The 24,027-nt window shown below is 62.5% G+C and carries 28 protein-coding genes; 16 read left to right on the top strand and 12 right to left on the bottom strand.

Annotated features, from left to right (window positions below; genetic code table 11):
- Positions 1-26: 26 nt before the first annotated feature.
- The 4 genes from AC0NIL_RS21900 (at position 27) to AC0NIL_RS21885 (ending at position 3,665) form a co-directional block, all read left to right on the top strand.
- Positions 27-365: an XdhC family protein gene (locus tag AC0NIL_RS21900; RefSeq protein ID WP_013532112.1), complete on the top strand. Its 339-nt coding sequence runs from the start codon at positions 27-29 to the stop codon at positions 363-365.
- A gap of 65 nt (positions 366-430) precedes the next feature.
- Complete coding sequence (locus AC0NIL_RS21895) at positions 431-1,135, top strand: XdhC family protein (protein WP_013532111.1); 705 nt, start codon at positions 431-433, stop codon at positions 1,133-1,135.
- The gene (locus tag AC0NIL_RS21890; protein WP_473573818.1) at positions 1,132-2,742 is read left to right on the top strand and encodes an NTP transferase domain-containing protein; all 1,611 of its coding nucleotides are present in this window, start codon (positions 1,132-1,134) and stop codon (positions 2,740-2,742) included. Before AC0NIL_RS21895 ends, AC0NIL_RS21890 begins: the two co-directional genes overlap by 4 nt.
- Positions 2,743-2,774: 32 nt before the next feature.
- Complete coding sequence (locus AC0NIL_RS21885) at positions 2,775-3,665, top strand: alpha/beta hydrolase family protein (RefSeq protein WP_473573817.1); 891 nt, start codon at positions 2,775-2,777, stop codon at positions 3,663-3,665.
- Between the two features lie 29 nt (positions 3,666-3,694).
- Here AC0NIL_RS21885 and AC0NIL_RS21880 read toward each other — a convergent pair whose 3' ends face one another.
- On the bottom strand, positions 3,695-4,747 hold the full coding sequence (locus tag AC0NIL_RS21880) for a DUF1176 domain-containing protein (RefSeq protein ID WP_473573816.1): 1,053 nt from the start codon (positions 4,745-4,747) through the stop codon (positions 3,695-3,697).
- Positions 4,748-4,885: 138 nt separating this feature from the next.
- On the opposite strand from AC0NIL_RS21880, the gene AC0NIL_RS21875 reads away from it, so the two are divergent.
- On the top strand, positions 4,886-5,392 hold the full coding sequence (locus AC0NIL_RS21875; RefSeq protein WP_063167831.1) for a DUF1993 domain-containing protein: 507 nt from the start codon (positions 4,886-4,888) through the stop codon (positions 5,390-5,392).
- 61 nt (positions 5,393-5,453) lie between these two features.
- Here AC0NIL_RS21875 and AC0NIL_RS21870 read toward each other — a convergent pair whose 3' ends face one another.
- On the bottom strand, positions 5,454-5,618 hold the full coding sequence (locus tag AC0NIL_RS21870; RefSeq protein WP_023706483.1) for a hypothetical protein: 165 nt from the start codon (positions 5,616-5,618) through the stop codon (positions 5,454-5,456).
- 309 nt (positions 5,619-5,927) lie between these two features.
- On the opposite strand from AC0NIL_RS21870, the gene AC0NIL_RS21865 reads away from it, so the two are divergent.
- The 3 genes from AC0NIL_RS21865 to AC0NIL_RS21855 all read left to right on the top strand — a co-directional run bounded on the left by AC0NIL_RS21865 (position 5,928) and on the right by AC0NIL_RS21855 (position 8,869).
- Positions 5,928-6,383, top strand: coding sequence for a hypothetical protein (locus AC0NIL_RS21865; RefSeq protein ID WP_081714352.1), 456 nt, complete (start codon positions 5,928-5,930; stop codon positions 6,381-6,383).
- A gap of 113 nt (positions 6,384-6,496) precedes the next feature.
- Positions 6,497-7,564, top strand: coding sequence for an aldo/keto reductase (locus AC0NIL_RS21860; RefSeq protein ID WP_473573815.1), 1,068 nt, complete (start codon positions 6,497-6,499; stop codon positions 7,562-7,564).
- Between the two features lie 51 nt (positions 7,565-7,615).
- Positions 7,616-8,869: a cysteine desulfurase-like protein gene (locus AC0NIL_RS21855; protein WP_473573814.1), complete on the top strand. Its 1,254-nt coding sequence runs from the start codon at positions 7,616-7,618 to the stop codon at positions 8,867-8,869.
- A 15-nt stretch (positions 8,870-8,884) separates the two neighbouring features.
- On the opposite strand, the gene AC0NIL_RS21850 is transcribed toward AC0NIL_RS21855, so the two are convergent.
- From AC0NIL_RS21850 to AC0NIL_RS21810, 9 genes are all read right to left on the bottom strand, one after another.
- Positions 8,885-9,913: a histone deacetylase family protein gene (locus AC0NIL_RS21850; RefSeq protein WP_473573813.1), complete on the bottom strand. Its 1,029-nt coding sequence runs from the start codon at positions 9,911-9,913 to the stop codon at positions 8,885-8,887.
- The gene (locus tag AC0NIL_RS21845; RefSeq protein WP_064995381.1) at positions 9,910-10,422 is read right to left on the bottom strand and encodes a GNAT family N-acetyltransferase; all 513 of its coding nucleotides are present in this window, start codon (positions 10,420-10,422) and stop codon (positions 9,910-9,912) included. Before AC0NIL_RS21845 ends, AC0NIL_RS21850 begins: the two co-directional genes overlap by 4 nt.
- A gap of 25 nt (positions 10,423-10,447) precedes the next feature.
- Positions 10,448-11,377: a 3,5-dioxohexanoate:acetyl-CoA acetone transferase gene (kce, locus tag AC0NIL_RS21840; RefSeq protein WP_126069292.1), complete on the bottom strand. Its 930-nt coding sequence runs from the start codon at positions 11,375-11,377 to the stop codon at positions 10,448-10,450.
- A 3-nt stretch (positions 11,378-11,380) separates the two neighbouring features.
- Positions 11,381-12,766 carry an aminotransferase family protein gene (locus AC0NIL_RS21835; protein WP_224672931.1) on the bottom strand — a complete coding sequence of 462 codons (1,386 nt, stop codon included), beginning with the start codon at positions 12,764-12,766 and terminating at the stop codon, positions 11,381-11,383.
- 1 nt (position 12,767) lies between these two features.
- Entirely contained in the window at positions 12,768-14,411 is a 1,644-nt protein-coding gene (locus AC0NIL_RS21830; protein ID WP_063170215.1) for a N,N-dimethylformamidase beta subunit family domain-containing protein, read from the bottom strand.
- Positions 14,412-14,419: 8 nt separating this feature from the next.
- On the bottom strand, positions 14,420-15,184 hold the full coding sequence (locus AC0NIL_RS21825) for an amino acid ABC transporter ATP-binding protein (RefSeq protein ID WP_013532097.1): 765 nt from the start codon (positions 15,182-15,184) through the stop codon (positions 14,420-14,422).
- Entirely contained in the window at positions 15,181-15,840 is a 660-nt protein-coding gene (locus AC0NIL_RS21820; protein WP_224672929.1) for an amino acid ABC transporter permease, read from the bottom strand. Before AC0NIL_RS21820 ends, AC0NIL_RS21825 begins: the two co-directional genes overlap by 4 nt.
- Before the next feature lie 12 nt (positions 15,841-15,852).
- On the bottom strand, positions 15,853-16,500 hold the full coding sequence (locus AC0NIL_RS21815; RefSeq protein ID WP_063171988.1) for an amino acid ABC transporter permease: 648 nt from the start codon (positions 16,498-16,500) through the stop codon (positions 15,853-15,855).
- Between the two features lie 64 nt (positions 16,501-16,564).
- On the bottom strand, positions 16,565-17,347 hold the full coding sequence (locus AC0NIL_RS21810) for an ABC transporter substrate-binding protein (RefSeq protein ID WP_024504354.1): 783 nt from the start codon (positions 17,345-17,347) through the stop codon (positions 16,565-16,567).
- 135 nt (positions 17,348-17,482) lie between these two features.
- Here AC0NIL_RS21810 and AC0NIL_RS21805 point away from each other — a divergent pair, with 135 nt between their 5' ends.
- A complete protein-coding gene (locus AC0NIL_RS21805) occupies positions 17,483-18,442 on the top strand; it encodes a LysR family transcriptional regulator (protein ID WP_064995376.1) in 960 nt (319 codons plus the stop codon).
- 15 nt (positions 18,443-18,457) lie between these two features.
- Here AC0NIL_RS21805 and AC0NIL_RS21800 read toward each other — a convergent pair whose 3' ends face one another.
- Entirely contained in the window at positions 18,458-18,874 is a 417-nt protein-coding gene (locus AC0NIL_RS21800; protein WP_024504355.1) for an acyl-CoA thioesterase, read from the bottom strand.
- 197 nt (positions 18,875-19,071) lie between these two features.
- Between AC0NIL_RS21800 and AC0NIL_RS21795 the strand changes: the two genes are divergently transcribed.
- From AC0NIL_RS21795 to AC0NIL_RS21765, 7 genes are all read left to right on the top strand, one after another.
- A complete protein-coding gene (locus tag AC0NIL_RS21795) occupies positions 19,072-19,320 on the top strand; it encodes a ParB N-terminal domain-containing protein (protein WP_013532091.1) in 249 nt (82 codons plus the stop codon).
- A 190-nt stretch (positions 19,321-19,510) separates the two neighbouring features.
- On the top strand, positions 19,511-19,996 hold the full coding sequence (locus AC0NIL_RS21790; protein WP_473573812.1) for an SRPBCC family protein: 486 nt from the start codon (positions 19,511-19,513) through the stop codon (positions 19,994-19,996).
- Positions 19,997-20,036: 40 nt separating this feature from the next.
- Positions 20,037-20,993, top strand: coding sequence for an alpha/beta fold hydrolase (locus AC0NIL_RS21785; protein WP_127384924.1), 957 nt, complete (start codon positions 20,037-20,039; stop codon positions 20,991-20,993).
- A 187-nt stretch (positions 20,994-21,180) separates the two neighbouring features.
- Complete coding sequence (locus AC0NIL_RS21780; RefSeq protein WP_473573811.1) at positions 21,181-21,579, top strand: GFA family protein; 399 nt, start codon at positions 21,181-21,183, stop codon at positions 21,577-21,579.
- Positions 21,580-21,764: 185 nt separating this feature from the next.
- Positions 21,765-21,962, top strand: coding sequence for a hypothetical protein (locus tag AC0NIL_RS21775; protein ID WP_013532087.1), 198 nt, complete (start codon positions 21,765-21,767; stop codon positions 21,960-21,962).
- Between the two features lie 189 nt (positions 21,963-22,151).
- Positions 22,152-23,024, top strand: a complete 873-nt coding sequence (locus AC0NIL_RS21770; protein WP_013532086.1) for an undecaprenyl-diphosphate phosphatase — start codon at positions 22,152-22,154, stop codon at positions 23,022-23,024.
- Positions 23,025-23,095: 71 nt separating this feature from the next.
- Positions 23,096-23,884 (top strand): phosphodiester glycosidase family protein, encoded by a 789-nt coding sequence (locus AC0NIL_RS21765; protein ID WP_013532085.1) that lies wholly within the window; start codon positions 23,096-23,098, stop codon positions 23,882-23,884.
- Positions 23,885-24,027: the final 143 nt, after the last annotated feature.

Below are 24,027 nucleotides of genomic sequence, written 5' to 3'. Positions count from 1 at the left end.
AAAAACAGACTTCTGGAGAAACGGTCATGGAAAACAGCATTTATCTGGATGAGGCCCGCGACCCGCTGATCATTGCGGAGGGCTGGATGAAGGACGGCAAGGACGTGGCCATCGCGACAGTGGTCGAGACCTGGGGTTCGGCGCCCCGACCTGTAGGCAGCCATCTGGTCATCGACGCAGACGGCAATTTCCACGGCTCCGTCTCGGGCGGCTGCGTCGAAGGCGCTGTGGTCAGCGAGGCCATCGACGTCATCGACAGCGGCAAGGCCAGGATGCTGGAGTTCGGTGTTGCCGATGAAACCGCATGGCAAGTGGGCTTGTCCTGTGGCGGCCGCATCAAGGTGTACGTGGAAAGACTGGGCTAGAGCATGATCCCAAAAAGTGGGACCCGGTTTTTGGACAAGATGATGCTCGGACAAGAGATTTCCTGATGGATCCCTACGCCTTAAAAACTTTGAACGCCGAACGACGCGCCCGCCGTGCGGCGATCCTTGTCACCGATCTCGGTGACGGCCGCGACCGGATCGTGCGCGAGGGCGATCACGTCGCCGGCGATCTCGGAACCGCGATCGCCAGGGCGTTTCGCACCGGTAATTCCGGTTCGGTCGAAGCCGAGGGGCGGACTTTCTTTCTCAACGCGCATCTGCCGCAGCCGCGTCTGGTCGTGATTGGCGCTGTCCATATCAGCCAGGCGCTGGCGCCGATGGCGAAGATCGCCGGCTATCCCGTGGAGATCATCGACCCCCGCACCGCTTTCGCCACGCCGGACCGCTTTCCCGATGTGGCGCTTCATGCCGAATGGCCGGAGGATGTGCTGAAGCGTCAGCCGCTCGACAGCTACACCGCACTTGCCGCCGTCACCCATGATCCGAAGGTCGATGATTTCGCCCTGAAGGCAGCACTAGACGCCAACTGCTTCTATGTCGGCGCGCTCGGCAGCAGGAAGACGCATGCCAAGCGTGTCGAACGTTTGCTGGCGCTGGGCGCGAGCGCCGACCAGATCGCCCGTATCCATGCGCCGATCGGGCTCGATATTGGTGCTGCCAGCCCGGGAGAGATTGCTGTTGCGGTGTTGGCCCAGGCGATCCATGCCTTCCGCTCGCGCGGGCTGGACGCAAAAGGTGCGGCGGCGTGAAATTCGGACCGATCCCGATCGAGACGGCGGAAGGCGCGGTGCTGGCACACTCCACCACCGCTGGTGAACGCCGCTTCCGCAAGGCGCATAGGCTGAGCGCCGAAGATGTGGCGCTGCTACGGACTGCCGGTGTTTCCGAGGTCGTTGCGGCTGTTCTGGCTGAGGACGACCTCGGCGAGGATGCGGCCGCGCAAACGATTGCCGGGAGCATGGCCTTTCGCGGCATCGAAGCCAAGCCTGCCGCGACCGGGCGGGTCAACCTCCACGCCAAGGCGCCGGGCATCTTCACGGTCGATGCCGCTGCCATCGACGCCATCAATGCCATCGATCCCGCCATCACCATCGCCACGCTGGCGCAGCATGCGCCGGTCGAAAAAGGCCAGATGGTCGCGACGGTGAAGATCATTCCCTTCGCGGTCGGTTCAGCGCTAGTCGACGCTGCGACAGAAATCTGCGCCGCAGGCGAGATCTTTGCCGTCAATGCCTACCGGCCCGTGCGTGTCGGCGTCATCCAGACGGTTCTGCCGGGCATCAAGCCTTCCGTGCTCGACAAGACGCTGCGCGTCACCGAAGCACGGCTGGCGCGTACCGGCGGCAGGCTGACGGCCGAGCGCCGCACGGCGCATGAGATCGCGCCGGTGGCGGAGGCCACGGCTTCCCTGGTGCGCGACAATGACATGGTGGTGATCTTCGGCGCCTCGGCGATGAGCGATTTCGCCGATGTCATTCCCGCGGCGATCGAGAAAGCGGGCGGTACCGTCGTCCGCGCCGGTATGCCGGTCGATCCCGGCAATCTGCTGGTGCTCGGTACGCTCGGCGGCAAGCACGTCATCGGCGCGCCCGGCTGCGCCCGCAGTCCCAAGGAGAACGGGTTCGATTGGGTGCTGGACCGATTGATCGCCGGTCTCGACGTGACCGCCAGGGATGTTGCCGGCATGGGGGTCGGCGGGCTGTTGATGGAAATCCCCACACGGCCGCAGCCCCGCGAACCGCTGCCGGCCAAATCTCAACTGAAGGTCGGCATCGTGCTGCTGGCGGCCGGCCGGTCGAGCCGCATGGGTGGACCCAACAAGCTGCTGGCGCTGTTCGATGGCAAGCCGCTGGTGTACCGCACCGCCGAGCGGGCGCTTGGCTCGAAGGCGTCCAGAACTGTCGTCGTCACCGGCCACCAGCGCGAGCGGGTGCGCGCTGCGCTGGCGGGCCTCGACGTGATTTTCGCCGATAATCCTGATTTTGCCGACGGCTTGTCCACGTCGCTGAAGGCCGGCATTGCCTATCTGCCGGAGGACTCCGCCGGTGTGATGATCGCGCTCGGCGACATGCCCGATATCACGTCCGACGATCTCGACAACTTGATCGATGCGTTCCGCAAGGGCGGCGGCAATGCGGTGGTCCGCGCTTCGCATGACGGCAAGCGCGGCAATCCGGTGCTGTTGCCGCGTTCGCTGTTTCCGGCGATCGCCCATCTGGAGGGCGACACCGGTGCACGCCATCTGGTCGAGACCGAAGGGCTCGATGTCATCGATGTCGAGATCGGCGCGGCGGCGTCTGTCGATGTCGACACGCGCGAGGCGCTGGAAGGCGCCGGCGGCGTGCTGCAGGATTGACAAACCCAAGCCGAATTACGCATGCCTTGGGTATGTCTTTTCGCCGCCAAATTTTCTGTGCCTTTGCAGTCACGACCGCGTTGCTGTCTTCGGCCGCGCAAAGTCAGACGCTGTCCCTAAAACCCTTCAAGGACGATCTCTTCGCCTATCCGCCCACGCTGTCGTCCGACAGCAACGGCGCCTACACGGTCATCGACTACCGCGAGATGCGCGACATCAACCAGCGTGACCAGGTGCCCGAGCGGCGGGTGAACGCCCAATATACCGACGCCAGCGTGCGCAAGGTGCAGCAGGATCTGTTGCTGAAAACCGACGCCGGCGATATCAGGCATGTCGCTGTGGGCAAGACCGAGGGCGCCGGCATCATCGTGCTTTACCTGCACGGGCAGGGCGGCAGCCGCAAGCAAGGCGTCGACGACTTCACCTTCGGCGGCAATTTCAACCGGCTCAAGAACCTGATGGCCGGCAATGGCGGCCTCTACCTTAGCCCGGATTTTACCGATTTCGGCGACAAGGGAGCAGCGCAGGTGGCAGCGCTGATCGGTCACTATGCCGACCGGTCGCCAGGCGCGAAGATCTTCGTTGCCTGCGGATCGATGGGTGGTGCGCTGTGCTGGAAGCTTGCCGCGCGCAAGGACATGGGCGGCCGCATCAACGGCCTGCTGCTGCTCGGCTCACTCTGGGACGACAGCTTTTTCGCGAGCCCAGCATTCAAGCGCCGTGTGCCGGTCTTTTTCGGCCAGGGCAGTCACGACGTGGTCTTCCCAGTGGCAAATCAGGAGGCATTCTTTCGCTCGATCCTGGCCAAATCGAAGACTTACCCGACCCGTTTCGTTCGTTTCGAGACCGGCACCCATGGCACCCCGATCCGCATGACCGACTGGCGCGGCACGCTCAACTGGATGCTGTCGAAGGCGCCCTGATCGACACAGCCTACAAGCTCGTGTGATGCTCAAGGCGCAGTGTTGTAGTCGACGACAGTCTCGGGATTTTGCTCGCCGTCATAGGATGCATCGACGTCGTACTGGACCAGCGAGAAATTGCCGTTGCGGAACAGATACGTGCCGGCGTCGGAAGCATCGCCGACCCCGCGCCACTTGTTGAACGTGGTGATCGTCTGGGTGGCCTCGTCGTAGTCGGAATTGACCGCCCAGCCGGACGTCTGGAAACCGACGATGCTCATGCCCAGCAATTTGCCGTTGCTGTCATTGTTCTCGTAGCGGATGTCCATCTTGGGTTCGGCGAATTGCAATTGCTGCACGGCCGATGTCTCGTCGGTCATATAATAGACCGAGCTTTCATTGTAGGCGGCGGCCGAGCAGGAAAAATGGAACAGCCGCGTCTCCTTGTCGGGGTCGCCGGGCTGCGCATCCTTGTCCTTGTATTTGATTGAAAAGACCGTCGGCTCGTCGGCCAGGAACTGCTTGTCGCACTGGTCGCCATAGGTTGCCAGAAACGCCTTTTTTGCCTGCTCCAGCGCAGTGTCCTTCTTCGGTGGCGGCGGCCCGTCGCCGCAGCTTGGCGGCAGCGCCTCCTCGAAATCGGCGGTGGAGGGTTTCAGTGCCCCCTTCTCGATGTGGATCGGATCGAAGGGTGGCTCCGCCTGGATCTGGGCATTCACCTGGCGCAGCGTGTAGCAGCCGGCAAAAACCTTTTCGCCGCCGCTCTTGTCGGTGGCGCGAATGGCGACGGGCACGTTGTAGAAAATGCTGCCGGCCGCACCTTCGTCGGAAACCGCCCCGGTCAAGACCTCGACCTTGTCGGTGCCGTCATAGCCTTTGACGAAACTGTCGAAATCCTTTGCCGGTTTTGTATCGCCGAAATACCCCCAGGCGCGGGCGAATTCGTGCCGGCTGATGGCGCTGTAGAGCGAACGCACAACAGCATCGGCGCTCGACCGGTCGTCGACATAGGGCGTTTCGCGGGCATCTTCGGCTGCCAAGGTCGTTTGACCGATCGGGGCAAGGGAGAGAAAGGCAGTCGCTGCGAAAAGGGCGCATCTCATCGGGAACCTCCGCTCGATAAGAGGATTCTACGACGGCGATTGCGGCAACGTGGTGACGCGGCGTCGGCGGCCTTGAAAAATCCTGCACGAAGGCGCTACGTCGCGTCCGCCGGCGCTGGGCCGGGCAGGAGATTTGACGTGACGATATCGATGTATGAGGCATCCGTGCCGGTGTTTTCGGCGAGGCTGAAAGCGCTTTCCAATGTTCTTGCGACCGCCGAACAGAATGCGCTGGACCGCAAGATAGACCCGCAGGTTTTTCTGACGGCGCGGCTGGCGCCGGACATGTTCGCCTTGACCAGGCAGGTGCAGATCGCCACCGATCATGCCAAGGGCGCGCCGTCACGGCTCGCCGGCCGCGAAGTGCCGAAATACGAGGACAATGAGGCGAGTTTTGCCGATGTCCAGGCTCGCATCACGAAGACGCTCGACCTTCTCGCGACATTTTCGGCTGCCGAATTCGACGGCTCCGATGACAAGATCATCGAGCTGAAGCTTGGTGGACGCGAAAGCTCGATGCCCGGCCTGCAGTATCTGCTGCATGTGGCCATGCCCAACTTCTATTTCCATCTCACCACGGCTTACGACATCCTTCGCCACAATGGCGTACCGTTGGGCAAGGCGACATTCCTGGGATCGCGCTAAGGAATTGAGTTTTTTGGAGGTGTCCCGGACCGATCCGGGACATCCTGAACACCGGATGCAGCTAGCGAACGGACATTTCGCGGGCGATGCGGGGGAAGTCGGCCGGCTTGATCCCTATGTCGGCGCGGTCGGCATTGCTCATCGAATGAAGCAGCGCGAGCGCCGAGCGGTATCTCAGATGTTCCTGTGGCCGAGGCCGGGCGAACATTTCAGTGAAGAAACCCATGATTCAAGCCCCAAATTGGTCCTCCACGGCTGCCAATATAGGTGAATCGTGACAATTGTGCAGTGCAGCATTTGCATACCTGCCATGTCTTGGCGATTTTTTTCGCCATTTTCCGCAACCGGGTGAAACTTTTGCTGACGCGCATCGTAGCCTCGAATGCTAGCTGCATGGCTGCCACGAGGCGACGGCTAAATTCATTGAGATCGGTGCCATGCATTTTTAACGAGCCGGTTCTATGCTTCGATACCCGAATGGTCGGGCGAGGGGGAGGCTGACATCGCTACTGGCGCCAAGCGGGATTTCGCTTCGTTGCTCGACGACCTCTTCATCGCCCCCGACAAGAATGGCGAGGGCGAAGAGGCCGGCGCTCGTCCATCCATCCCGTTCGACTATCTTTCGGTGGCCGATGAACTCCATTCCGGCCGCATCAAGGTTTCCGCTGCCGAATATCGCGAGGCGGGCGCGGATCTGGCGACCGAATTCGCCGCTTTGCTCGATCATGCCAAGCTGGTTCTCGCCGGCGAAGAGCCAAAGCCCGAGGAAAAACTGCCGCCGATCGATCCCGAAGCCATCGCCGTCGAACTCGGCCTCAATCAGCCCAAGCAGGTCGCCGATTTCGGCCGTATGCGCCGCAGCTTTGCCTTTGCCAACCATCCCGACCGCGTCGCCCCGCATTTGCGCCAGCGCGCCATGATCCGCATGCAAGTGGCCAACATGCTGATCGACGAGGCCAAGCGTCGTGCACTGGCCGGTGCTCGCCGCTAACCCGGCTGGTTCACGCAAAAGTCGGCCTGGCGAGGCTTGGAGAGCGGGTCTGCTTTGCCTATAGATGCGGCTCCTCCGCGCAGTCGCGCCAGCCTTCCTCCGGAGCCGAATCCATGCACAAACGCCGTCTCGGTCGGACCGATCTTCTTGTTACCCAGATCTGCCTGGGCTCCATGACCTGGGGCCAGCAGAACACCGAGGCCGAAGGCCACGCCCAGATGGACCTGGCTTTCTCGCGCGGCGTCAATTTCATCGACACTGCCGAGCTCTATCCGATCCCGCCCAAGGCGGAGACACAGGGACGGACCGAAAAAATCATCGGCAACTGGATGAAAGCCAAGGGCAACCGCGACAAGGTGATCTTGGCCTCGAAGGTCGTCGGCCGCACGGCCAACAGCTGGTTTCGCGGCGACAGGCCGTCGCAACTGGTGCGCGCCGATATCTTTGACGCCATCGACAAGTCGCTAGCCAAGCTCGGCACCGACTACATCGACCTCTATCAGATCCACTGGCCGGAGCGGGATATCCCCTGGGGCGCCAACCCGACGCGCGTCGGCGCCGTGTCGCCGCGCGCCGATTCCGTCGGCGCACCGGCCGGCGAAACGCCGATCGCCGAGACGCTTGCGGTGTTTGACGAATTGGTGAAGGCAGGAAAGATCCGGCATTTCGGCCTGTCGAACGAGAGTTCCTGGGGCGTGATGCGGTTCCTTGCCGAAGCCGACAAGGGTATCGGCCCGCGCGTCGCGTCGATCCAGAACGCCTACAATCTCGTCAACCGCACCTTCGAGGTGAATCTCGCCGAGGTCTGCGAGCGCGAGCAGGTGTCGCTGCTGCCCTATTCGCCGCTGGCGCAGGGCTATCTCACCGGCAAGTACGACCACGGCGCGCGGCCTCAGGGCTCGCGCACTCAGCTGTTCAATCGCGGCCAGCGCTACGAGACGCCAGGTGCCGCCGAGGCACAACTCGAATACAATGAGCTGGCGCGCTCCTTTGGCCTGGAGCCGGCACTGTTTGCCAACGCCTTTGTCTCGAGCCGGCCGTTCGTAACCTCGAACATCGTCGGCGCGACGACCGTTGCGCAGCTCGATATGGCGCTGTCTTCCGTCGACGTCGTCTGGACCGACGAAATGCAGAAGGCGGTGGATGCGATCCACCAGCGGGTCGGCAATCCCTGTCCTTGAACGGGGATTGCTGGCCGAATATCCAACGATTACAATGGGAGAAGGGCGGCAATGAATTTTCCGATCGAGGCTATCCGGGGGAGATTTCCCGCTCTCTCTCTGACCGACAAGGGCCGCCGCCGCATCTATCTCGACAACCCTGCCGGCACGCAGGTGCCACAGGCAGTGGCGGATGCGGTATCGCGCTGTCTCTTGACCACCAATGCGAACCTTGGCGGCTACTTCGAAACGACGATTGCCGCGCAGGCCGTCGTCGATGAGGCACATGAGGCCATGGCCGATTTCCTCGGCGCCGCAAGCCCTGAGGAAATCGTCATCGGCGCCAACATGACGACGCTGACCTACCACATCTCGCGCACGCTCGGCCGCACGATGCAGCCCGGTGACGAGATCATCCTCACCCGCATGGACCATGAGGGCAACGTCTCGCCCTGGCTGCAACTGGCCGAGGATCACGGCCTCGTCGTGCGCTGGCTGCCGTTCGACGAAACCAGCTGGCAGGTCGAGGAGGCGACGCTGGCTGGCTTGCTTTCGGAGAAGACACGGCTGGTCGCGTTGAACTACGCCAGCAATTTGACCGGTTCGATCAACCGGGTGAAGGCGCTGACTGCGATAGCCAGGAATGCCGGTGCGCTGGTCTATGTCGATGCCGTCCAATTCGCGCCGCACGGCCTGATCGACGTGCAGGAGCTCGGCTGCGATTTTTTGATCTGCTCGGCCTACAAATTCTTCGGACCGCATATGGGCATATTGTGGGGCCGGCGTGATGTCATCGAGACGCTGGAGCCCTACAAATGCCGCTGCTCTTCCAACGGTCTGCCGGAGCGGTTCGAACTCGGCACGCCGCAGATCGAGCTGATGGCCGGCCTCACCGCCGCGGTCGACTACTTTGCCGACCTTGGCGAGGGCGGTTCAAGAAGGCAGAAGATCGCCAAAGCGTTCGCGGCTTCGATCGCATACGAAAACCCGTTGGCGCAACAACTGATCGACGGCCTGTCCGATATCGAGGGCTTGACCGTCCACGGCATCACTGACCCGAAGCGGCTCGGCGATCGCGTGCCGACGGTTTCCTTCACGGTCGAGCGCATCGTGCCGGAGACAATCGTGCGGCAGATGAACGCCGAAAACATCTTCCTGTGGTCCGGTCACAACTACGCCTGGGAGATCGTCCACCAGCTCGGCATTCCAGCCGAGCATGGCGTCGTGCGCATCGGCATTGCTCACTACAACACGGCAGCCGAAATCGACGAAACGCTGGAAAGTGTGCATCGGGTCATCGCCATGCTCAGGCAGCAGCGCTCCTGACGCTGGCTTGAGCATTCACCGCATCTTGCCGCCGAAACCAGTGAGGAACGCCGTGAGATTGTCGCCGAGTTCGTCGCAGAGGTAGCCGCCCTCCTGGACGATGACCGTCGGTAAGCCGAGCTTTGCGATGGCCTCGCCGATGCGCGAGAAGCCAAGCGTCGTCACCGAAAGTCCGCCGAACGGATCGCCCTCGAACGCGTCGAGGCCGAGCGCCACAACGAGCGCGTCGGGCGAAAAGGCACGGATACGCTGGAAGGCCACCTCGAGCGCTTCGAGAAACGCCGCGTCGGCGGATTTGCGCGGCAGCGGCAGGTTGAAATTGTAGCCGAGGCCGGGCCCTTCGCCGCGCTCGTCGGCATGGCCCCAGAAGAACGGATAGAAGCGCACCGGATCGGCGTGCAGCGAGACGGTCAGCACATCCGGCCGTGCATAGAAGATGCCTTGCGTGCCGTTGCCGTGATGCAGGTCGACATCGAGGATCGCCACCCGTGCGGCCTGTTTGCGCAGAACCTGCGCGGCGACGGCCGAGTTGTTGATGAAACAGAAGCCGCCGGCGACATCGGCAAAGGCATGGTGGCCGGGCGGGCGGCACAGCGCGTAGGCGGCCGGTGCGCCTGATATCACCGCCTCGGCCGCATCGACCGCGCTCCAGGCGCTCCATAGCGCGCTCTGCCATGTCTCGCCCGAGATCGGGCAGGCCGTGTCGGCCATGTGATAGCCGGCCTGGCCGACCGCCGAGGCCGGATAGGAGCCATTGCGCGCGATCGGATGGATGTTGGGGATCACTTCGGCCGAAGCGCCCTCGATGCGCTGCCAGCGCGCGTAGATATGCTCGAGGAAATCCAGATATTCCGGCGTGTGCACCGCCGCGGCCGGGCCGAGCCCATGATCCCGAGGTCGCTCGATCGTGCAACCCGCAGATAGTGCGCCGGCTAACAATCTCTCGATGCGCTCCGGCTTTTCCGGATTGGGCTGTGCCGCGCCGCTCGAAAGAAAGGCCTTGGGGTCGTGGCGCTTCTGTTCCTCGGCATAGAAGGCTTTCATTCCTGATCCCCGTTTTCCGGCGCGTCGGCGAAAGCAAAGAAGGCCTCGCCGATGATTTTCTGGGTCTGTTCGTAGCTCGACCAGGCGATGCCCAGCCTCTCGTAGAAGGCCTTGGCCCCTTCATTGTCGGTGTCGACGGACAGCCGGAGATAGACGCCGCCTTCCTTCCGGCACTGCGCCGCAACGTGCCGCAGCAGCCGCTCGCCGATCTTGCGGCCGCGAAACCGGTCTTCGACATAGAGATCCTGCACATAGACGCCGGGCCGCCCCATCCAGGTCGAAAAGATCGGGAAATGCAGGCAAAGGCCGGCAAACTCGCCGCCCACTTCGGCGATCAGGGTGGAGAAAGCGGGCTTTTCACCAAAGCCGTAGGTGCGCAAATCATCTGCTGTCGAAATGATCTCCTCCGGCGCACCGATATGCGTGCCGAGTTTCAGGATCGCGGCGTGGATGGTTTCGACGTCTTCCACTCGGCCGGGGCGGAGGCGGATTTTGGGCGAGGCAATCATTTCAGGTTCATCTCAGATCAGCATCTCAAAACGCCACCCGGTCGCCGCCCTTGAGCGCCAGCATGTCGCGCGCTTCGGTGGGCGTTGCAACCTCCAGCGACAGCCCGTCGAGAATGCCACGGATACGGCGCACCTGATCGGCATTGGATTTCGCCAGCTGGCGGCCGTCATAGAGACTGTCCTCCAGCCCGACACGGACATTGCCGCCCATGGCTGCTGCAATTGAGATCAGCGGCATCTGCTGGCGGCCGGCGGCGAGCACCGAGAACTGGTAGCTGTCGCCGAACAATTTGTCGGCGATCCGCTTCATGTGGACGAGATTGTCCGGGTCGGCGCCAATGCCGCCGAGAATGCCCAGCACGAACTGGATGAACAGCGGGCCAGACACCAGCCCGCGATCGCGGAAATGCGCCAGCGAATAGAGATGGCCGACATCATAGCATTCGAATTCGAAGCGCGTGCCGCAGCCCTTTCCCAGTCTTTCCAGCACCCCTTCCATATCGGCGAAGGTGTTCTTGAAGATCGTGTCCCGCGTCGCTTCCAGCAGCTTGGGTTCCCATTCGTGCTGCCATTCCCTCGGCTTGTCGAGCATCGGGAACAGCGCGAAATTCATCGAACCCATGTTGAGCGAGCACATTTCGGGTTCGGCCCGCAAAGGGGCTGCCAGCCGCTGGTCCAGCGTCATCAGCGACGAGCCGCCGGTGGTGATGTTGATCACTGCATCGGTCGCCTGCTTGATGCGCGGCAGGAACTGCATGTAGACGTCCGGATCGGCGGTCGGGCGGCCATCTCTGGGGTCGCGGGCGTGCAGATGCAGGATCGAGGCGCCGGCTTCCGCCGCCGCGATCGCGTCTGCGGCGATCTGGTCCGGCGTCACCGGCAGATAGGGCGACATGGACGGCGTGTGCACCGAGCCGGTGACGGCGCAGGTGATGATGACTTTTCGCGGTGCCATTTCTTACCCCTGGCCTCCGACCGGCAGGTCGAGCTCGGCGGCCAGAACCTCCAGCGAGTCACCGATGATGGAGATGATCTCGCCGACCTGCTCGGCCGTGACGATCATCGGTGGCGCGACCATGAAATTGTCGCCGTCGACGCCGCCCTTGACCCTGCGGCCATAGATGATCAGCCCGCGTTCATAGGCGAGGTCGAGCAGCCGCTGCGTGGCTTTCTTGTTCTGGTCGATCGGTTTTAGGGTCTCGGGATCGGCGACCATCTGGGCGCCGGTGAGCAGGCCCTTGCCACGCACGTCGGCAAGGAACGGAAACCGCTTCGCCAGGCCTTTAAGCCCGTCCATCAGCACGTCGCCCATGGCTGCCGCATTGGCGATCAGGTCGAGCCGGTCCATTTCGCCGAGCACAGCCAGGCCGGCGGCACAGGCCAGCGGATTGCCGGCATAGGTGTGGCCGTGCTGGAAGCCGCCGGAGGCGAGCAACGGCTGCACCAGCCGCATCGGTGCGGCGAGTGCGCCAAGCGGCGCATATCCGGAGCCCAGCCCCTTCGACAAGGCGACGATGTCTGGCTTGCAGTTCCAGTGATCGCCGCCGAGGAATTTGCCGGTGCGGCCGGCACCGCTCATGACTTCGTCATGGATGAGCAGGATGCCGTAGCGGTCGCAGATCTCGCGGATGCGCGGATAGTAGCTGTCGGGCGCAACCAGGGCTGAGGTCGCAGCGCCGCCGATCGGCTCCATGATGAAGGCAACCACGCTGTCCGGGCCTTCCGCAAGAATCTTCTCCTCCAGCATGTCGGCATAGCGGATGCCGCGCTGCTCAATCGAGAGATTGTCGCGGTCGCGCCAGGCATTCGGCGCCGGCACGGTTGGCATCACCCGCATCATCGGCTCGAACGTTTCGGCCAGCGCATCGTCGCCGGTGATCGAGAGCGAACCCAACGTGCCGCCATGATAGGAGGGGAAACGCGTGATCACCTTCCAGCGGCTGGCCTGGCCGGTGGCGACCGCCCATTGCCGCGCCAGCTTGATGCAGGATTCCGTCGCCTCCGAGCCACCGGAGACGAAGAAGATGCGGTCCATGCCCTCCGGCAGCTTGCCGGCCAACTCCCGCGCCAACTCCTCCGCCGGCTCGTTCTCGAAATGCAGCCGATAGGCGAAGGTGGCGCGGTCCATCTGCCGCTTCATGGCGTCGAGCACATTGCGATTGGAATGGCCGATATTGGCCACCATCGGGCCGCTCGAGCCATCGATGAAGCGGCGGCCGTCCTGCGTCCACATGTAGATGCCTTCGGCGCGGTCGATCAGCGGCCGGCGCAGGCTGGACAGATAGAACAGATGCGAGTCTCGCCGGGCTTCGGTTTCTTGAACGGCGGATTGGACTTTCGACATGTCAGGGCTTTCCGAGGTAACGATCGAGGACATTTTTCGTGACGCGTTCGACCATCGGGTCCTGTCTTAGCAGGCCGGCGACCCATTCGCAGCTTCCGGCATGGAATACCTCGCCCTTGCCGCGCGGGAAATTGACGATCATGCCGTTGCCGCGTTTGACCTTTTCCAGATTGGCGTCGCTCGCCTCGCCAAACAGCGTTTCGGCGGTGAAGCGGCCGTCTTCGTCGGTGAGGAACTGGTCCTCGATCGGGATATCGGCGCTTTCCTCGACCTGGGAGGCCATGCCGACGGCGAGAACCTGCAGGCCATCTGGCGCGCCGCTGGTCGCAGTCGGGTAGGGCAGGCCGCCGCGTATCTCGAAGTCGAGCCCGTCGACCTCATAGCCATAGACATGGCTGTCCGCGCCCAGCAGGTCGCCATAGTAGATGCCGGTGCCGGCGAAGGCCCAATGCTCGGGCCGGTAGACCGGGAAACCACGCACGCCGCGCGGTGCACAGCCGCCCCAGCCGGCATAGACACCGCGCGTCGCGTTGAGCCCGAAGGTCGCCGAACCCGGCCGGCCGATTTCCGGCGCCTCCCAGGAATTGGTGGCACGGGTGACGTCGCCGTCTGGGAGATAGGCCGGATCTTCGGCACGCGAGCGATATTTGTAGCAGACCTGCCGGCGGCCCTCGTCTTCGAACCGCGTCTGCCACATGAAATTGCCGGCAAAGCGCGCCGCATGGCCGCCGCGGGTCACATAGGCGTCGACGGCATCGCGCATTTCCCAGGTCCAGTATTCGTCATGGCCGACGAACACGGCGCAGTCATAGCCGTCGAGAATTTCCGGCGAAAAATGCAGATCATGCTGGCTGGCGAGATCGACTTGATAGCCGGCCCGCTCGGCGAAGCGGAAAAAATGGCTGTCGTAGCTGGCCCAGCCGGACGAAGCGTATTTCTTCGAATGGCCGGTGGCGAGCGCCCACTCCATGTGCGGATAGCGCGGCACGGTCTTCGGCGGCACAGCGACCTCCAGCGGCACACGCGGCGCATCCTTGGGCAGCACGACGAAGCCACGGCACCAGGGGCGCTGCGTCGAGACGATGGGCGAATACTGGTTGCGATCCGGCCCGGTGATGCCCTGATAGTGGTTGGAGCCGCCCCAGGTGTTGTAGGCCAGCCATGTGCCTGTCGCCGCCACCTGGAGCACGCGGCCAGGTTTGCGGCCCGGCTGCGGGCAGACGATGAAAATATGGTGGCATTGGATCGGCTTGCCGTCGAGCCCGTCGGCGGTCAGCGTGACCCGATAGGCGCCGGACGGCCAGCCCGCTCCGACGCGAAATTCGAAGGATGGGTCCCAACCGCAGCCTTCAGCCGAACACTGGTCGGGTGTGTCCTGCCAGCGTGCCGCGATGCCCGATTTCTCGAATACTTTGTTTTCGCTGCCGCCATCTCGGGTGATTGTGATGCCGAACGTCGCAGCTGTCGAACTGACATGCAAAGCCACCGTTTCGCCGGCGCGATAGGAAAACCGGTCGCTGTAGCACCAGATCTCGCCGCGCTCGCCATCCATGCCTGGCCACTCGTAATAGTGGCCGCGCACCGCGTGGCGGCGCTGCTCCGGCGTCAGTCCGAAATCGGGGAATTCCGTGTTTGGGCTGGTCATGGTCATCCTCAGGCGGAAAGATATTTCTTGAGGAAGCTGCGCGTGCGGTCCTTCTGCGGCGCGCGGAACATGTCGCCGGGCGGGCCTTCCTCGACGATCACGCCGCCATCCATGAACAGCACCCTGTCGGCCACTTCGCCGGCAAAGCGCATCTCATGCGTTACGATGAGCATGGTCATGTGTTCGGCGGCAAGCTGTTTCATCACCGCATTGACCTCGTCGACCAGTTCCGGATCGAGCGCCGAGGTGGCTTCGTCGAACAGCATCACCTTGGGCTGCATCGCCAGCGCACGGGCAATGGCCACACGCTGCTTCTGGCCGCCCGAAAGCCGCGAGGGGTAGGCGTCGATCTTGTCGGCGAGCCCGACCTTGGACAAAAGGCTATGCGCCAGCGCATGCGCGTCACTTTTGGTCATGCCTTTTAGGATGATCGGTCCCATGGAAATGTTCTCGATCACGGTCAGATGCGGGAACAGATTGAAGTGCTGAAACACCATGCCCATCTGCTGGCGCACCTTGTTGATGTGCCGCTCGAAGGCATGGCCGTGCAGCTTCTGGTTGACCTGCACGCCGTCGAGCCAGACTTCACCGGAGTCCAGGGATTCCAAATGGTTGATGGAGCGCAGCAGCGTGCTCTTGCCGGAGCCACTCGGGCCGATGATGGCGACGATCTGCCCGCGATCGACCGACAGGCCTATGCCTTTGAGGACCTCGACGGCGCCAAACGATTTGCGCGCGCCGCGAACCTCGACCATTGGCCGCTGCGTGCTCATCGGGAAACCTCCACATGTCTTTCAAACCGACGCAAAGCCGCCTCGAGCACAAGATTGAGAATGTAATAAAGCGCCGCTGCGGTGATGTAGAACTCGAATGGGCGGAACGTTTCGCTGATCGCCAGCTGGGCCGAATGGACCAACTCGGCGATGCCGATGACCGAGACGATCGAGGATTCCTTCAACAGCGCGATCAGATTACCGCCGATCGGTGGTGCCGTGTTGCGGATGGCTTGCGGTATCACGACATGGCGCAGCGTCTGCCACTTGCCGAAGCCGATGCTGCGCGCACCCTCCGTCTGGCCGACATCGACGGCCACGATGCCGGCGCGGATGATGTCGGCATTGTAGACGGCAAAGTGCAGGCCGAGCCCAACAATGCCGGCGGCAAGGGCAGGAATGTCGATGCCGATCTGCACCAGGCCGAAATAGATCAGGAACAGCTGCAACAGCAGCGGCGTGCCCATGAACACCCACATGAGCGCGCGCACGGGATAGGCAACGATCTTCGGAGCGTAGAGCACGATGACCGCGAACAGGATGCCGCCGACGAAGCTGAGTGCGCCCGCCGAGACCGTCAGCACCCCCGTCCACCAGGCACCAATCAACAGAAGGTCCCAGTAGGGCGCGACGACGGTGAAATCCAAACCTTGCATCGTGCTCTCCGGTCAGACGATGGCGAAGCGTTTGTCGAGCAGGTCGACGACCCGCGCAACCGCGTAGACCATGATCATGTAGAGCAGGGCTGCAACGCCGAATATCTCGAACGGCTTGTAGGTGGAGCCGATGAAGCGCTGGGCGGTGTAGGTCAGTTCGACGACTGAAATGGTCGACACAAGTGCTGATCCCTTCAACAAAGCAACCGTATTGACCCCGAGCGGCCGGATCATCAGCCGTGCGGCCTGCGGCAGCACGACCTTGCGCAAGGTCTGGAAACGGCTGAAGCCTATTGTGCGGGCGGCCTCCGTCTGGCCCCTGTCGACCGCGACCAGCGCACCACGGATCGATTCCGCCATATAGGCGCCGATGTTGAGACCGAGGCCGATAACGCCGGCGGCGAACGGCTCCAGATTGATGCCGATCTGCGGGCCGCCGAAATAGAGCACGAAGAGCTGGATCAGGCACGGCGTGCCGCGAAACAGGCTGACATAGAGCGTGCCGATGGTCCGCAGGATTGCCGATTTCGACATCTTGGCGGCCGCGGCCAATGAAGCAGCCGCGAGGCCCAGGATCAGGGCCAACACCGTGATCTCGATCGTCACCAAGGCGGCCTCCACGAAGAACGGGAAGACGCGCTGCATCAAGGAGAAATCCATGAAAGGGTCCAGCAGGAGTAACGCTCGGCTTCAGGCGGCTTTGGTCGCCTGAAGCCAGGAGAGATCAGCGGATGTCGCTGCCGACCCACTTCATCGAGATCTTTTCGTAGCTGCCGTCCGCCAGCATGTCGTCCAGCGCCTTCTGCATCGCAGCCTTGAGCTCCGGATTGTCCTTGCGGATGGCGATGCCGATGGCAACAGCGCCGCCTTCGATATCGGGCGTGTTGAGCTTGCGGACCTTCTCGCCCGTCTCCTTGACGGCAACCATGACCGGAATGTTGTCGACGACTATCGCGTCGACGCGGCCGGCCCTCAGCTCCAGCAGCAGTTCCGGCAGGCCCTTGTAGGTACGGATATCCCAGCCGCCCTTTTCGCGCGCCCATTTCTCATGCGTCTCGCCCAGCGTCACGCCAATGGTCTTGCCCTTGAGGTCGTCGAGGCTCTGCACTTTCGACTGCTCGCTGACGAAAACGGCGCGGCCGGCGTGGTAGTAAGGCCCGACGAAATCGACCACCTTTTCACGCTCAGGCGTGATCGTCATCGAGCCAACGACGGTGTCGTATTTGTTGGCGAGCAGGCCGGCAATGATGCCGTCCCAGGCCGTGGTGATGATGGTGCCCTTGACACCGATGCGCTCGGCGATGGCCTTGCCGATATCGGCGTCGAAACCGACGACTTCATTCTGGTCGTTGACGAAGTTGAAGGGCGGATACTGACCGCTCATGGAAATCTTCAGCTCGCCCGCCGCCTTGATCTTTTCGAGGTCGTCGGCCCTGGCCGAAACGGCGGTGAAGGTCGACGCAAGCAGCAGGGCCGCAACGGCGATGCCGGAAAATACTCTGTTCATCTGATTTCCTCTCCTCTGGATGACGCGCAAGGTTTGTTCTTGGGAGGCGTGCAGACGCTTTCCTGTCATCAATGATTGCCTTTGCGGCATCATTGCGCAAATAGATAATGGGAATAGAGAGCATAGATATCAGGAATGGCACTTCCACGCCCCGAACGGCTGGTCTGGGATCTCGACTGGAACCTTCTGAGGACATTCGTCGTCATCGCGGAGGTGAAGGGCATCACGCGAGCTGCGGAGCGACTGAACCTCAAGCAACCCAGCGTCAGCAATGCTCTGCGGCGGCTGGAGGACCGGGTGGGCCGGCGTCTGGTCGAGCGCGACGCGACGCGCTTCGAACTGACCGAGGTCGGGCGGCTTCTCTACGAGCAGAGCGTCGAGGTGTTCGGCACCATATCGCAGTTGCCGCTGCTGATGCGCGGCATCAGCGACGATGTTACCGGCCATGTGATGATCGCGACGGCAAGCCATGTCGTCTCGCCGCTCTTTGATCAGGCGCTGTCCGAGTTCCACAGCAACTACCCGCACGCCAGCATCACCATTTCAGTCGCAGCAAGCACCGAAGTCGCCAAGCAGGTGAGGGACCGGCGTGCTTCCTTCGGCATCTGCCTGGTCAGCCAGCGCGATCCGGCGCTGGAATATGCGATGGTCTACCGCGAGTTCTTCGGCTTCTTCTGTGGGCCGCAGCACAGGCTTTACGGGCAAACCGGGCTGACGCTGACCGATCTCCGGGGCGAGCCCTCGGTATCGTTCCAGACCGACCATATCTCGGATGCGTTGCGGCCGGTCGCGCTGTTGCGCAGCGAGGCCCGGCTCAACGCCGATGTCGTCGGCGTGTCCTCGAGCCTGGAAGAGGTGCGGCGCATGATCGTCGCCGGGTTGGGCATTGGGCCGCTGCCGCTGCACGTCGCGCGGCGGGATGTGGCGGATGGAATGCTGTGGCGGCTGCCGCCCTATGACGCGCCGCCGGCCATCGACATCTTCCTGCTGGTCAATCCGGACAAGGTGATGAACCGCGCCGAGAAGGCGCTGCTGTCAGGGCTGCAGACGCTGATTGCCGACACACCCCTCGAGGACCGCATCTACATAGGCTGACGGGCGGAGACAGGCTTATTCGATCAGGAAGGCCGAAGAGCGGTCGCGCATCGGCTCGTCCAGAGCGACCGAGGCGCGCGCGGCAAGGTCGAAGCGCACGCTTGTCGTCCGGCTCGATGCGCGGACAATGCCGTCGAGCGAGCCCAACATCACCTGTTCGAAGGTGATGGAGGTGCGGCCGATCTTCACGACATGCGAGCGGATGGTGATGAGCGCACCGGCTTTCGTTTCATGCCGATAGTCGATTTCGGTGCGCACGTCGGCCCATCCGATCTGCGACGCCTGGTTGTCGTCCTGTCCGGCGATATGGCCGAGAAGCTGGAAGCTGGCATCATCGAACATCGCCGCATAGTGACGCACATTCACGTGCCCCATCACGTCGCACATCCAGGGATGAGCGACGCCGACAAAGGTGACGAGAGATTTGCTCATGGGGATTTGCTCCGTGGCCCTCGACGATCGCGCAGACGCAATATCGAAACGCGCGACGACAGGCAAACGATCTGCTGTCCCTGGCATCTTCGAACCGAGAATGGCCTTCGGACTTCGTATTCGTTAGCCGCACCCTTGGCCACCTCCATCAAACGGACTATCTCAGGGGTGGCGGCGTTTCCGCCACGGGGGTCGGCATGCTCAGAGTGCAAAAGGTCAAGGTCGACGAGATCTACGTGCCGACAGCGCGCAAGAAGACGCTGCATCCCGAGACCGTCCGCCATCTCGCCGAGGACATTCTGGAAAACGGCATGAAGACGCCGATCCAGGTCCGCCATGACGGCAAGCGCCACATCCTCGTCGAAGGCCTGCACCGGCTGGAAGCGGCAAAGTGGCTCGGCGAGACCGAGATCGAGGCCTATCTGGTGCAAGCCAAACGCCACTGAGGCTTCGGCCCATCGATCACTTCGTCATCCACGGGCGGAGCTGCGCTCCTGCTCCGCCCGTGGATGACGAAGGTGGGTGACGCCTCGGGTCAATCGAGACGGCGTCGCAAAATTTTCGCTGGCCGATGTCGGCTTGCGGTTCATCGGCTCGTCCTTGGGACGGAAGCCAGATCAAACGCAGGACGCCATCATGACCATCAAGCTCGACATCGCCCCCACCAACGACCGCGAACTGGTTCTCGCCCGCATCATCGATGCGCCGCGCGAGAACGTCTATCGCTGCTGGACCGATCCGAAACTGATCACGCGCTGGTTCTCGCCAAAACCGTGGACGACGCCGCGCGCGGAGATGGATGTGCGCGCCGGTGGCTCGAGCCTTGTCGTCATGGCCAGCCCGGACGGCAACGAGTTCCCCAACCCAGGTGTCTTCCTCGAAGTCGTTGCCGGCAGGAAGATCGTCCTCACCGACGCCTACACTGAGGCTTGGCAGCCTTCGGAAAAGCCGTTCATGACCGTCGCGCTGACCTTCGAGGACGAGGGCAACGGCAAGACCCGCTACATCGCTCGGGTCAGGCACTGGAGCGTCGCCGACCGCGAACAGCATGAGAAGATGGGGTTCCACGAGGGCTGGGGACAGTGCGCCGACCAGCTCGAAGAACTCGCCAAAACGCTTTGATCCGCATAACGCCTTGATATCGACAGGAGAGGAGATCGATATGTTCAAAACCCTGTTTTTCGCCATTTTTGCTTCGGCCGCAGCACTGCTTGCCTGCCCGGGCATCACCAATGCAGAGGAGACAAAACCTGCCATGACGACTGAAACGAATGCACTGCCGAAGCCGGAAAAGTCCGGCCTTCTGACGATCAACGGCCTGAACTACTACTATGCAATCTATGGCAAGGGCGAGCCGCTGCTTCTGCTGCATGGTGGTCTTGGCACCACGGATATGTTCGCGCCGATCCTGCCGAAACTTGCCGAAAACCGCACCGTCATCGGCGTCGACCTGCAGGGTCACGGCCGCACCGCGCTGGGTGACCGACCATTCACCGTGGAGGCGATGGGCGACGACATGGCCGCCATCGTCAAGGCGCTCGGTTACAGCCAGGTCGATGTCATGGGCTATTCGCTAGGCGGCGGCGTCGCCTTCCGCATGGCCGTCCAGCATCCCGAAGCGGTGCGCCGCCTCGTCCTGGTATCGACCGGCTACGCCACGGACGGCTTCTATGACGAGATGCGTCCGCAGCAGGCACAGGTGAGCGCAGCCGCGGCTGAGTTCATGAAGGACACGCCGATGTACAAATCCTACGTCGCGGTGGCGCCGCATCCGGAGGAGTTCCCGAAGCTCCTCGATGCGCTGGGCGGCTTCATGCGTCAGAACCGCGATTACTCGGCCGACGTCGCCAAGCTGAAGATGCCTGTCATGCTGGTCTATGGCGACAGCGATATGTATAAGCCCGAACACGAGATCAAGTTCTATCAGATGCTCGGCGGCGGACTGAAGGACGCCGGCTGGATGCGCGAGAACCTGTCGCAGAACCGCCTGGCGATCCTGCCCAACCGCACCCACTACGATGTCTTCTTCGCCCCGGAGCTGACGGCCGCCGCGCTGCCGTTCCTAAACGGCCAGACCAAGGTCAAGACCTGGGACGAGGTCGTCGGCGAAATGGAGTGAACGCCAAAACCGCCGGCTGTTGGCGGGCAGCCGGCATTCCGTGGCTCCATGACGGCTTTCGGCGTCATGGCTTCATCCCAACTCGCATCAGCACAAGCGATGACATTGCATCAAAGCTTTTCAATTGACCCAATCGGCCCCGCCGATACGTTGCGCGCCTATTCTCTCCCACCAGTGGATCCAGACAATGGCAAGATATGAGGGCGGATGCCTGTGCAAGGCGGTGCGCTACCGCGCGGACGCGGCTCCCATCAACGAACGCGTCTGCCACTGCCGGCTTTGCCAGAAGGCGATCGGCGCCGCCTTCAACGCACGCGTGCTGTTTCGCATCGAGGACGTGACGATCGATGGGCCGCTGGCGACTATAGGCTCTTCACCGGATCTCAAGCGCGGCTTTTGCCCGAGCTGCGGCACAACGCTGTTCTCCCGACGTGATTCCGCAGGCATTATCGGCATCACCACCGGTTCGCTCGACGATCCCACGGCTTTCAAGCCGCAAATGCATATTTTCACGGCCTCGAAGCAGCCTTGGCTGGTGCTTGATGACGGCCTGCCGAAATACGAAGGCGCCCCTCCGCCAGGCTAATTTTTCCCTTCTCCCCTTGTTGTGGAAGAAGGTGGATCGACGCGCAGCGCCAGGGGAAGGGAAGAGCGCAAGCATGGCCAAAATTTAATCCAAATCGACACGAGATAGCCGGCAAAGCGTCATTGGCGAGCCATCTTTGTCGTCCTATTTAAGGGTCGCGGGTACGGCATTCGAGGAGACGACGGATGAACGACAGCATCAGCACCCTGGACGAGCTTTTGAGCGATCCGATGGTCCTGCTTGTGATGGAGCGCGATCGTGTGCGTCCCGAACAGGTGCGCATGCTGCTCGAACGGGCTCGCCGGCCTTCGACCGATGAGCCCGAAGTGCCGCCGGCGCATGTGATCGCCAGGACATGCCAGAAACTCTGGCTCTGCCCGTAGTCGCTTTGCGATTTTCCCTGTGTACCTCAAGCCGGCCCCAAGGTGGGCCGGTTTTCGAACGGCGTGCACCTCGGCGTGCCAGCTTACAAATCCGTAAATTGATTATCCGGCCCATGACGATAAGGCTTGCCCGGGATTGACCGATGGTTGGTCCACGCAACTCCGATCTCTCATGCACGGAATTCGATTTTGGCCGATATCTGCACCCAAGGCCTCGACACGGGCTTCGTCGGCCTGGGGTTCGCCAAGGTGGCGTTCCTCGGCGTGGTGCAAGGCATCACGGAACTGCTGCCAATTTCCTCGACTGCCCATATGCGCATCGTGCCGGCCGTGCTCGGCTGGCAGGATCCTGGCTCCGCCTTCTCCGCTGCCATGCAGCTTGCGGCCCTTGCCGCGGTGGTCAGCTATTTCTGGAGCGACGTCAGGGATATCCTGTTTGGATCGCTCGACGCTCTGGCGCGACGCGATTTCGCCGACCGGCATTTCAAGCTGGCGCTCTGGATCGTGCTGGCGACGATCCCCATCGTCATTGCCGGCGTTGCGCTGTCGGGCCTGCTTAACGCCTGCAATTCGCCGCTGCGTAGCCTGACGGTGATCGGCTGGGCCTGCATCGCCATGGCTATCCTGCTGGCGCTGGCCGAGATCTTTGCCCGTCACCGGCGCAGCATGGGCGATGCGTCGCTGACCGATGCGCTGCTCGTCGGTATCGCCCAGATCGGCGCGCTTGTCCCCGGCGTCTCGCGCTCGGGCTCGACCCTGACAGCGGCACTGGGGCTCGGCTTCAAGCGGGCCGAAGCGGCGCGCTTCTCATTCCTGCTCGGGCTGCCTGCCATCGCGCTCGCCGGCCTCAAGGAACTCTGGGAACTGCACAAGGTCCATCTCGACGCCCATGGCTGGTCGGTGCTTGCTGTCGGGCTGGTCGTCGCGTCGATCTCCGCCTTCTTCGCCATATGGGGGCTGATGCGCGTGCTGGAGCGTTTCTCGGCTTGGCCGTTCGTCATCTATCGCGGCCTGCTCGGCATCGTCTTGTTGTCGAGCGTCGCCATGGGATGGCTCGTCTAAGGCAGTTCCACAGTATCGCTTGAAACGGGCTATATCCCTACCGGACCTCGAACTTCGATTCCGGTACGCGCATGGATTTTTTGACCCTCCTGCAATCGGTGCCACTGTTGCTGGCGATGGCCAAGGGGGCGCTGCCGTCGGTGGCGGCGCTTGGCGCGTCGTTCGGCCAGTGGGTTGTCTCGCTGCCGCCATGCCGGGACTTCACCTTCGAGGCGACCAGCTATCTCGTTTGCGAGGTCGATCCGAAACGATATCAGCTCGAGCTGTTCTGGAAGGATGCGGCGGGCAAGCCGTTTCAGTCGCTGCACAATCTGCATGCCGCGCAACAGGCGATCGGGCGCACGATGCTGTTCGGCATCAATGCCGGCATGTATCACCCGAACCTCGCGCCGGTCGGTCTCTATGTCGAGCGCGGCCAGGAGATGGCGTCGGTGAAAACGGGTTCGGGAAGCGGCAACTTTTCCCTGCAGCCAAACGGCATTTTCTACATACGCGACGGCAGGGCCGCGGTCCGCGCCACCAGGGACTTCGTGAAGAGGCGCCCGACCGTCGACTATGCGACGCAATCGGGGCCGATGCTGGTGATCGACGGCAAGCTGCATCCGAAATTCCAGGCCGACGGCACTTCGCGGAAAACCCGCGACGGTGTCGGGGTGCGAAAGGATGGCGTCGCGGTCTTTGCGATTTCGAATGGCACGGTGACCTTCCATGCCTTCGCCCGGCTTTTCCGCGACGCGCTCGGTTGCGATAACGCGCTGTTCCTCGACGGCACGATATCCAGCCTGTTTGCGCCTGCCATCGGCCGCAAAGACGACTACTGGAATCTCGGGCCGATGATCGGCGTCTTCAGGAAATCCTGAGCCAGTTTCCACCGCGCTTACCCGCATGCGGTATGGCGAAAAAAACTTGATTCAAACTTTATTGGTAATTTCTCATTCATAACTGATCCGGTTTGTCCGTCGGCTGTCGTTTCGCCCTCGGTCTGTTGTGTTTTGAGTACAGG

The sequence above is a fragment of the Mesorhizobium sp. WSM1343 genome (assembly GCF_055901535.1).
The sequence above is the reverse complement of the archived record's forward strand: the minus strand, read 5'-3'. Positions and strand labels throughout refer to the sequence as shown.